The sequence below is a fragment of the Leptolyngbya sp. FACHB-36 genome, assembly GCF_014695955.1.
GTDB lineage: Bacteria > Cyanobacteriota > Cyanobacteriia > Leptolyngbyales > Leptolyngbyaceae > FACHB-36.
In genome coordinates this window covers 1-9,436 of record NZ_JACJPG010000035.1, presented here as the reverse complement: position 1 = coordinate 9,436, position 9,436 = coordinate 1, and the positions used below count along the sequence as shown (strand labels likewise).

Below are 9,436 nucleotides of genomic sequence, written 5' to 3'. Positions count from 1 at the left end.
GTCAGGGCGTCCACGGCTGCTTTGATTGCAGGCTGGAATGCTTCGCCGAACGACTCCTTTAACTGCTGATTCGCGCCGTCCAGCCGATTGAAGCTCGACTGAATATTTTGTGCCGCACTCTGTGCCGCACCGCCAAACTCCGTCTGTAGCTGACGTGCAAACTTAGGCAGGAATTCCGAGGACATCACCTCGCCCCGCTCCAACATGCCGTTTAACGCGGCTTCTGTGACGCCCATTGCTCGCGCCGCAATGCCAAACGCGCCGGGAATTCGCTCGCCTAATTGCCCGCGCAGTTCTTCGGCCTGGACCTTACCCTTGGATGCCGACTGCGACAGAGCCAGAATCGCGCCAGAGGTATCGTCCGCAGACAGTCCCAGCACCGTAGACGCCTGCTGTAGCCCAGTGAAAACCTCTTTGGTCGCCTGTCCTTCTACCGTTGTGCCTCGCGTTGCGGCTGACAGCTTGACAAAGCCCTGTTGCGCGGCTCCCAGCGGTGTGCCGAGGTCATCAACCGTCTTCCGGACAAACGTCAGATCTGCCGCACCTTGAGCCGCGCCACCGCTGGAGAATTTCAGCGAGGTTTTTAAATTGTTGAGTTTAATGCTGGCGTCTAGCGCCTCGCTGCCAAACTGCTTCAGGAAGCCGATCGCCGCCTGAGCGCCCTGGAATCCCAGGAATCCAGCCGCAATCGGTCCCAGCAGTGGCTTGAGCTTGCCCAAGCCATCTAGCAGCCCGCTGAGGGGATTGCCGCCCGTAGGAGCCGGACGATCGAGCAGCTTGAACACGCCCAGCAGCTCGCGGCGATACTCTCGAATCTGCGCCAGGTCCTTACCCGTGACCGCATCCAGGGGCTTGTTCAGAATTCGCTGCGTTCCCTCGATCGCTCGCTCCGCTCGATCTCCGGTTCGCTGCAGTTTTTTCGATTGCTCTGTGTCGCCCTGTGCCGCCGTCGTAATTTGCGCCGTGCGAATATCGTTCAGCAGCGTTTTGCTATCAGGCAGGAGCTTCTGAGCCTCGGAAACCGACCCATCCCGGAGGCTGCCTTTGAGGTCACGAAACAAGCCCTGCGCGCGCTTAAACGGATTCTGACGCGCGGGTTCATCCAGAATTCGGGTTAGGTCAATCGAGGCGGGTTCGTCGTCAATGACGTTACCCTTGCGCTCCTGCTCAAACGCCAGTCGCCGCTGCTCCCGAAATTCACGCTGGTTGCGGGCAATGACGGGTTTCGCTTCCGCCTCTGCCTGGTTCGACAGCGCCCGATCTCCCACCACACCCGGATCGAAGCTGGCGTACTTCTGCGTGATGCGCTGCCCCACGGCGATCGCCTGCTGGTTCAGCTTCTGCATCTGTGCTTCAAACACATCTGAGGCCAGCGACGCCTGCTGCTCAATCAGCCGCTCTGCCTGCTTGTTGATGGCATCCAGCGCCCGCAGGTCTTTTTTGCTAACCGTGCCGCCCTTGGCGCTCAAATTTTCCAGCGCATTCGTTGCGTTCATCAGCACGCGATCGACGGTCGCTAACGCCTGCCGCTGTAATTCCTCGGTTCGCTGACGAACGGCCTGCCCTGTCCCAGACAGAGACTGCGCCTTCAGTCCCTCTAGCTCGTCTGTGGGCGTCGATCGTGCCTGGATTCGCTCCCGCAGCGCTGCCAGTTTGGGAACGGCAACCATCGCTGCTGCTGCCCCTCGGAGCGGTAATGGAATCGGCAGTTGAGCCACTGCATTACCAACCGCAAACCCGGTGACATCGCCGAACAGTTCCTCACCCTGCGTTCGGGCAATATCGCGCCCCTGAAACTGCCGCCCCGTTGCTGCTGCCAGCCGCTTCGCTTTCTCCAACTTGCTAGCGGCCTGGAACTCTGGATCGTCCTTGAGCTGGCGATATGCCTGCACACCGGAGACGCCCAGGTTTAACCCCTGCCGCACCGCCAGCGCACCGACTAAATCACCTCCCAGTCCGGCAACCGTGCCTTGCGACCCTGCAACCTGCGAAGCGACGAATCCGCCTGTATTAACAGCCAGATCCTTCAGAATTGCAGAACCCTTCTCGCTTCTAGCGGCAGCGATCGCGGTTCGTCCTAGTCCGCCCTGCGTCTCAATTCCGGTCGCGGCGGCAAGTCCTTTTTCAGCCGCTCTGCTGACTCCACGACTGAATTGACTCAGTTGATCCGCGATCGATTGCAGACTTGTCTGAGTGGTTGCCATTGCGCCGTTTAGACTTTGGGCTTTCAGTCGGTCTAAACTATTGCCCTGCGTGGTAAACGACGCTCCTCGCTGCGCTGTCTGCGCGGCTACCTGTCTTGACTGCTGAATCCGTTCTTGTTGCGCTTCCAGTAGGGCCGGATTGGTGTTTGAGGTTGCTCGTAGCCGCCCCTGCGTTGCAGATAGGCTGCGCACCGTTTCCCCAGACAGCCCTTGCGCCTTGGCAGCATCAATCTCTGCAATCTGCTGCTCTAGCCCAGAAACCACTTCACTCAGCAACTTCTGTCGCTTCTCACCCGACGCGGTTTGAAGTTTTTTCAGCTTTAGGTTGAGGTCTTTCTCGGACTTCGCAACCTGCTTGATCAGGCGCTTTTCCGCTGTGGCATCGAACCCGCCTACAGGCTTACCGTCGCGCCCAACGGTGCGATCGACGTCTGCCAGCACATCATCTACTTGGGGCTGATTGCGATAGCCGCGCAGGGCAATCAGCAGGTCATCCTTGCGACTCTTGGAGCTAACGCCCTGGATGCCCAGCTTGCGGGCAGCTGTTAATAGCTGGGGATTCGTGAATGAATCGCGTGCCTTAACTTCTGGCTCTGCGACCGCTTTGGCAGGAGCTGCTTGCGGTTGAGATGGGACAACGGCAGTTTGTGTGGACGCCGCTGTCTGCTGCAAATAGCGATCGACTGTTGTTAGGTCTTGCTCAACCTCATTCAGAAGCGCTGTATAAGTTCGCGCTAATCGCTTGCCGACCTGCTCCAGCTCGTCCGGTGATAGTGCCTGAATTTGAGCTTCCAGATCCGCGACAATTTTCTGGTTTTTAGCGACTTGCTTGAGGAGGGAAAGCTCTACCCCTTTAGCATTCGGAGTTGCAGGGTTGTTCGCTAATTGCGCCCGCAAACGGTCACTCTGCTGCTGGTTGACCGCAGCTTGCTGTCGCGTGGGTGCAATTTGCGCTTCAAAATCGGCAATTTTGGCAGAATCTAGCTTCCTGAATTGCCCGTCAACCTGTTCGTATTTATTACTACTGGTGTTTAGTTCACCGCCAAACGGATCGATACGAGGGTTTAGAAACTCGTCGGGAACCGTAGCAGGGGCATCAACGCTGCGTGGCAGGTATGCCGTCCCTAATCCTTCGTCAGCCCGCAGAGATGCTTGAGTTTCCTGATCTGCAATCCGCTTCGCCAGCTTCTGCTCAATGCCAATCAGGTCTTGCGAGGGTACTGATAGCTTCTGCCCGTACCTCTCCAGTCCCGCAGCGTCAATAGTTTCGGTGTTAGCAACCACCTCATCGACGATCGCGCTGACCTTGTTTTCTACCTGCTCAAAGGCAGCGACGTAGGCAGGAATCAACTTAGAAACGTCGTCGCCTGTTTGGGTGGCTAGCTGTTGAAGCTTGGCAAGACTTTGTTGGAATAGCCGCTTACGATCTGCAACAACTTCTTTGCTAGATGCAAGATTTGTCACACCTTCGATCGTCTGCGCCTGGTTCTGCTGGCCTACAAACTCTTGGGTGTTGCGGATCGCTTTGACTTTGGCGTTTAGCTCTAACCCACGCCGCTCGGAAGCATACAGGCCCAGGTTTGGCGCAATTTCGGCAAACTCAGCCGCTGTCGGCGTTACCGCCTGCCCCACAATGCGATTGTTGCGAGAGGCATTTAAGCCACGATAGGAACCAAAATCGAAGTCCTGTGCGTGGTTGAGTTCTTCCGATAAAACTTTGACCTGAGCAGGCGTTAAAGCGCCTTTCTGAATTTGCTCGTAGAGTTCGCTGGTGACCTCGATCGCGTTGCGAGCGGGGTCGTATTGGCTAACCGCACCTGATTTTTTCAGGGAAGCATCCGCAATCTTGAGCTGCGGTAGGCGATCAGCATCGAACTGGTCCTTAAAGACCGTGCGGGCCAAGTCTTCGTAGGTTTTCGGCTGCTGCTTGGGTCCGACCGCTTCAAACTGGCGATAGGCGCTGGAGGTGGCTGCCTTCGCCTCAGAAGCCGCCTGCTGAATTGTGTTCTGCGCCTTGGTCAGGGTGTCGATCGTTTCTGCCAGCCCTCTCAGCCCACCCGCCGACGATCTCAGCTCTGCGGCTAGCGCCTCAATCTGGCCAGTCGGTGCGCCGCTGCTCTGCGCCACTTGCACCTGCTGCTCTAGCCGCTGATATTTGCCCTGGGCCTTCGCTAGCTCTCCGCGCCGCGCCTCAATTTGTCGCTGGAGGATTTGAAACTGCCGCCCAGCCGTTGAATCAATCCGGTCCTGTTGCAGCGCGGCGCTTCTCAGTTCTGCCGCTGCTTGCTCACGGACTACGGGCGTGCGGGCTGATTTTGACTCCCGTTGCTGACCTCTAATCGCTAGCCCCTCGGCGCGGATCTCCTCCTGTCCGATCGTCTGCTGAACCGCGTCCCGTGTCTGCCCTGGCAGGGATTTAATCTGCTCCAGTCGCGCCTGTAGTTTGCGTCGCTGCTTGGGGTCCTGGACTTTCTCAAGCTGGGCTTCCAGGACTTTGACCAGCTCGCCTGCTTTTGCCCCGAAGCCTGTGACGATCGCGCCTCCCAGCGCGCCGCCGACCTTTTCCCCTAGCAACTCAGTGCTGCCAATGCTGCGGCTGAGAGAGGTTTCTAGGGCTGTAGACAACCCCTTGCCCAGGTTGGTGCTGAGCTGCTGCGTTGCTCCAAGGGCCAGCCCGGATAGCAGAGTACCTGCTGCTCCACCTGCCAGTTTCAGAGGTGCCGTGATCAGTCCCCCGATCGCGCTACCAATGCCGCCGCCCTTAACTCGCTTAAACGCCCGCTCCACGCTGTTCGAGAGCGAGTCCTCAATCTTGCTGGTGTCCAGGTCAACGGTCTGCGTCAAGGCCGGAATCGCGGGCCTGCCTGCATTGGCGTAGCGGAGCGTAACGGGGACTTCTACCGATTGAGATTTCAGCCCTGCAATCTGGCTGCGCACCTCTTGCAAGCGGCCTGCCAACGCATCCAGCCCGCTCGTATCGGTGCGTGGCTTCAGTGGCGTGGACTTGAAATAGTTATTGACCTGCGTGAAGTGCTTCTGCTTCAGATCCAGGTGCTTGTTCAGCGCCGTTAGCGCCGAGTCATCCACCTGCGCAACGACTTTAAAGGATCGATCGCTATAGCCCTTCAGCCGTCGATCGAGGCCGTTTAGCGCTGCATCATCTAGCTGGGTCCGAATCGTGATAGCCCGATCGCGGGTCAACACCTTGAGCTGCTGCTCAATTGCGTTCGCGTTGCCCAGCGACAGTTGCAGGGCGATCGGTCGGGTGAGCGCTCCCAGCTCCCGATTTAACTGCGAACGGTTCAACCGCACATTCAGCGCAATTGGGTTCGTCGTCTCCAGTGCGCGCAACTGGCGATCGAACGCATTTCGCTCAAGCCGTAGCTCTAATCCAATTGCTCCAACTAATTCCATGTCCTAACCCGTGCGGCGTCGGGTTAGGGTTCCTACTGTGGGACTGACCGAGTTTTTTACAGCATCACCAGTGCGATCGCGCCCATCAGCAGCAGGCTCAGCAGCGCCATCAGCGCAAATTCAATCCTCTTCTGCATCAGAACCTCCTGCTACATCAAATTCAGCATCTACAATCCAACGCGGCTTGCCCGTGGGCACTTCGATCGCAAACTCTGTGCCCGAATCGACATCGGCAAGGGTTACCAAACCGCTGACGTTCTCGCCCACAAAGGCCAATGAGCAGACAGCGCGATCGCCCTTAACGCGAGGCAAAATCAGCAGCACTTCGTCCTCGCTTGCCCAAGCGCGAGGCTTCGGTGCAGGTCTGTTCTTCCGCTGCGCTTTCAGTTTGTCTACAGGGGCCAGCGCCAGCGCCCACGCAGGCAGCTTTTCATCGGGAGCCAATGAAAAGAACGCATCGCAAGCAGCGCCGTTGATCTGAATTTCCGATTCTTTCGGCGTGAAGTGGCAGAAGTCCTTTGCCTTGGCAGGTTCGCCCTTTTTAGGGTCCCTGTTTGCATTTACAAAGAGGGCGCAGAGCTGGGCAATACCCAACTCTGCCATGTGCAATTCTTCCTGCCGGAGCTTTGCACCGTGCTCCAACGCTTGCAGGATTAACCAGGTCGGTTGGAACCCAAAATTTTCTGCCGAGAAGCGTGGATCGTGGCCCCAGTCGCGCTGCACTCGCCAGAAAATTTCCGCCCAATTCGGCTCCGGCTCTGGCTCTAGGAGTTTCCCAGTGCTTCTTCAGTCAGTTCTACAGGCTCAGCGGATTGAACCCCAGCCCAATGAGCCGCTTCGTTATTAGCGAAGATTTCTAGCAGCGAAACCATCTCAGGCAGAATAATCTTTTCATCCTGGCAGAACTCGACTTCCCAGTCCGGGGAGACACGATGCACCAGAATTGCCGACGCCATAATCTCAGCCTGCTTCTGGCTGAACTCGTCTGCATCGTCAAGGAATTTCAGCACGTCGTCAGTGTAGTCTGCCAGGTAAGCCAGGTTGCCTGCCATCAGCGCTTGAAAGACTTCAACCAACGGCAGCCCACTCGTCTGAGAAAGCTTTCTTGCCAGCTTGACGCCCTCGCTTTGAATGTTGGGGATTTCTGCCTTCTGCTGGCGAATCCACACACGCTCTACGGGCGTCAAATCGTTAAATTTCTGAATCTCCAACACGCCACAGGCAACATTGCCCACTTTAACGGTTTCGGGCTTAGGAGCAACGGCAAAAGGCAGTGAAACGGTCATGGGGAATCCTCATCTGTTGACGCAACAGAGTTCCCACCGCGTTTTGGTCGGTGGGAGCTTCCCTTTTCCGCAACGCCCCGTTGCGGATTTGCAGCACAAAGCCCGACCATGCTGCGCAGCGCCAAAGGCGACTGCTTCAAGCACAATCGGGCAATAGTCGATCGAGGAATTGCTTGCTTACGAGTAGGGCGTTAAAGCTGGCTCCCCACGACCCAGGAACTGAGTTTGGAATGAGACTATACCATCGCTGGGCAATTCAGTGTTGAAGTTCTCTAGCTGCACCAGACCTGCGATGCCATTGCCTCTGGTGTAGCCAACAGCCGGGGGCTCTTCCAGCCACAGATAGCCGTGAATGCCCTCGATCGCGCGCACTCCAGCATAGTTGAGGCGGTAGTAGCCATCATCTAGCGGCAGCAGGTTCGAGGTGTAGGGAACAGTCCAGCCTGCTCCCGTAATCAGGCCCGTGTTATAGGCCAAACCATCTTGGTAAATCTTGGTTTCCGTGTTTTGGTTTTGGATCTGCTTGCTGGATGTGGTTCCACCTTGCAGTCGCAGCTTGGCTTTGTAGGTGCCTGTCGATCCGGTGGCAAAGTCAGTTGCTGAAGCCGATTTCATTGCGCGCTGAATCTGGTTGATCGTCACGGGAACGATCTCCAGCTTGGTGTCACCTATCCGCGCGTGTGCGGCGGTGTAGACTTTGAGCGTTCTGGCGGCAGCACCTGTGCCCACAGTCAGGGGAATCGGGGTACCTGCAGGAATGGGTCCGGTGAGCGGTGCGCTGACGGTAAGTTCGTCTTCGTCAGCCTCGATCACTTCGGAGACGGTGATATTTACGTCAGTCGGAGGGACAATCAAATCGGCTACCAGCAGTTCTTCTGGCATTACCGTGAAAAAGAGCTTGGTTTTTACGCCAATGACAAAGGACTGGGACATCCAATCGATCCTCTAGAGGTCGAGTTGGAGTTCCCACTAGTGAGGAGCTAAGGGATGGGGAGGCGGAAGCAGGCACCGCGCGATCGCGGAGCCGGTCAGGTTGAAAACTCTGAAAAATCCTGAAAATCAGGAATCCGAATGCTGACCTGCTCGCGGATGCCCAGGTTTTTCTCAACCCCGATCGGTACGCTGCGAGCGCCGACAAAATGCGCTTCTATCTTCTCTACTGCCGCTCTCAAGGTCAGCTTGCCGTCGCGCTGCACCAGGTAGAGCTGCCACGTCCGCTTTCGCTGCACGCCGCCGTAGAGATAGCCCGGAGCGCTCTCCGGCTGGGCGCGGATAACAACTTCCAGGCCGCTCGTCTGTTGCTTCGCTACTATATCGCCTGAGTAGCGGATGGCGATCGCCGGAACAGAGCCGCTAGCAAGGCTGTAGGTGCCAAGCTCGTCTACCAGCAGGGCCTTAAGCACATTACGCAACTCTTCACTCGTCATCGTCTTCCTCGGTGGCGTAGGTCGCGCCAGGGCTGTAGGTGCGGAAGCGAGTCTCCATCGGTGCTGGGTTTGAGCGATCGCCGTGCTGCAATCGCAGCAGAATCTCTAGCACTGTGCAATGGTTCTTCAAGGCAGCAGATAGAAGTCTGGCCTCTTCCGGGAGGTTTGTGCGATCGCAGCGCTCCTGAATCCTGGCAACGATATCTGCCTGCCGCTTGATGACTTCCTCAAGGGTAGGTCGGATCACTTTAACTCTCTCCGTAGCTTATCCGACATTACTCTATCTAGAGGTAATTCCTCAAGCGCGGTTCGCAGCCAGGGCGTTCCCGGATAAATCGTCTCGTCAGCCGCATAACCTTCGTGGACGATCGCGGCATGGGCCGCTGTGTAGCCAACGATCGCGGTCTCTTCGTCCACTTGAACAATGGTCTGCGAGTCGAATAGCTCGTCTTCGTCGCGGCGATCGCGTGGGGTGCCTACGGTTTCACCATTTCGCCGCTTGGTGGTGCCGTTCCACGTCCACTTCTCTGCTGTCAGTTCTTCCTGGCACTGCTCTGCATAGGCGTCTATAGTGCCGTCCCAGGCTCGACTAATGGCGCGATTGAGCTTGCTTAGATTGAGCTTCACTCTGCGCCCTCCTGAAACCATCCTGTAATTTTCGTGCCCTCTGTCGCCTCCGAAATTGCGCCTATCCCTTCTCTGCCGTAGGGCGGGTTAATGGGAGCCAGGAGCCAGAAAGCGCCCGCCATGCCGCCAAATTGCGCCTGTGCGATCGTCTTTGCCTGGATTTCGAGCGGCAGTATCATTGGCTCGACGCAAAAACCTTCTAGAAACAGCGCTGATTCGTCAAACCCTGACTCCGTAGGAATTTGTTTGCGCGTGCCCTTGGATTTCAGATAGCAGCGGACGGGTTTGGGGATAGTGGCGTCGATCGGGTTGCCAAGTTCGTCGGTGGCAATGCTGCCCGTCGGTACCGAGAGAATCAGCAAGCTCAGGACTTACGCAAGCACCATCAGAACAGATGGGCATTTGAGTTGCTGAATCAAGTAACTTGACAGCATCCGGTGCTTCACCTTGTAAACGGTCTGATGGGTTTGATAAGCGA

Annotated in this window: 8 protein-coding genes; all 8 read right to left on the bottom strand. The window is 57.0% G+C overall.

What is annotated here, in order from left to right:
- On the bottom strand, positions 1-5,618 hold a 5,618-nt coding region (locus H6F43_RS21785), incomplete at its 3' end, for a tape measure protein (protein WP_199290077.1).
- A 120-nt stretch (positions 5,619-5,738) separates the two neighbouring features.
- Complete coding sequence (locus tag H6F43_RS00510) at positions 5,739-6,341, bottom strand: hypothetical protein (protein ID WP_190340084.1); 603 nt, start codon at positions 6,339-6,341, stop codon at positions 5,739-5,741.
- A gap of 41 nt (positions 6,342-6,382) precedes the next feature.
- On the bottom strand, positions 6,383-6,904 hold the full coding sequence (locus H6F43_RS00505; protein WP_190340083.1) for a hypothetical protein: 522 nt from the start codon (positions 6,902-6,904) through the stop codon (positions 6,383-6,385).
- A 177-nt stretch (positions 6,905-7,081) separates the two neighbouring features.
- Positions 7,082-7,837 carry a hypothetical protein gene (locus H6F43_RS00500; protein ID WP_190340082.1) on the bottom strand — a complete coding sequence of 252 codons (756 nt, stop codon included), beginning with the start codon at positions 7,835-7,837 and terminating at the stop codon, positions 7,082-7,084.
- Between the two features lie 95 nt (positions 7,838-7,932).
- Positions 7,933-8,331, bottom strand: coding sequence for a hypothetical protein (locus H6F43_RS00495; protein ID WP_190340081.1), 399 nt, complete (start codon positions 8,329-8,331; stop codon positions 7,933-7,935).
- Complete coding sequence (locus H6F43_RS00490) at positions 8,321-8,578, bottom strand: hypothetical protein (RefSeq protein ID WP_190340080.1); 258 nt, start codon at positions 8,576-8,578, stop codon at positions 8,321-8,323. The genes H6F43_RS00495 and H6F43_RS00490 overlap by 11 nt, the downstream gene beginning before the upstream one ends.
- Positions 8,575-8,958, bottom strand: coding sequence for a hypothetical protein (locus H6F43_RS00485; protein WP_190340079.1), 384 nt, complete (start codon positions 8,956-8,958; stop codon positions 8,575-8,577). The genes H6F43_RS00490 and H6F43_RS00485 overlap by 4 nt, the downstream gene beginning before the upstream one ends.
- Entirely contained in the window at positions 8,955-9,320 is a 366-nt protein-coding gene (locus H6F43_RS00480; protein WP_190340078.1) for a hypothetical protein, read from the bottom strand. Before H6F43_RS00480 ends, H6F43_RS00485 begins: the two co-directional genes overlap by 4 nt.
- Positions 9,321-9,436: the final 116 nt, after the last annotated feature.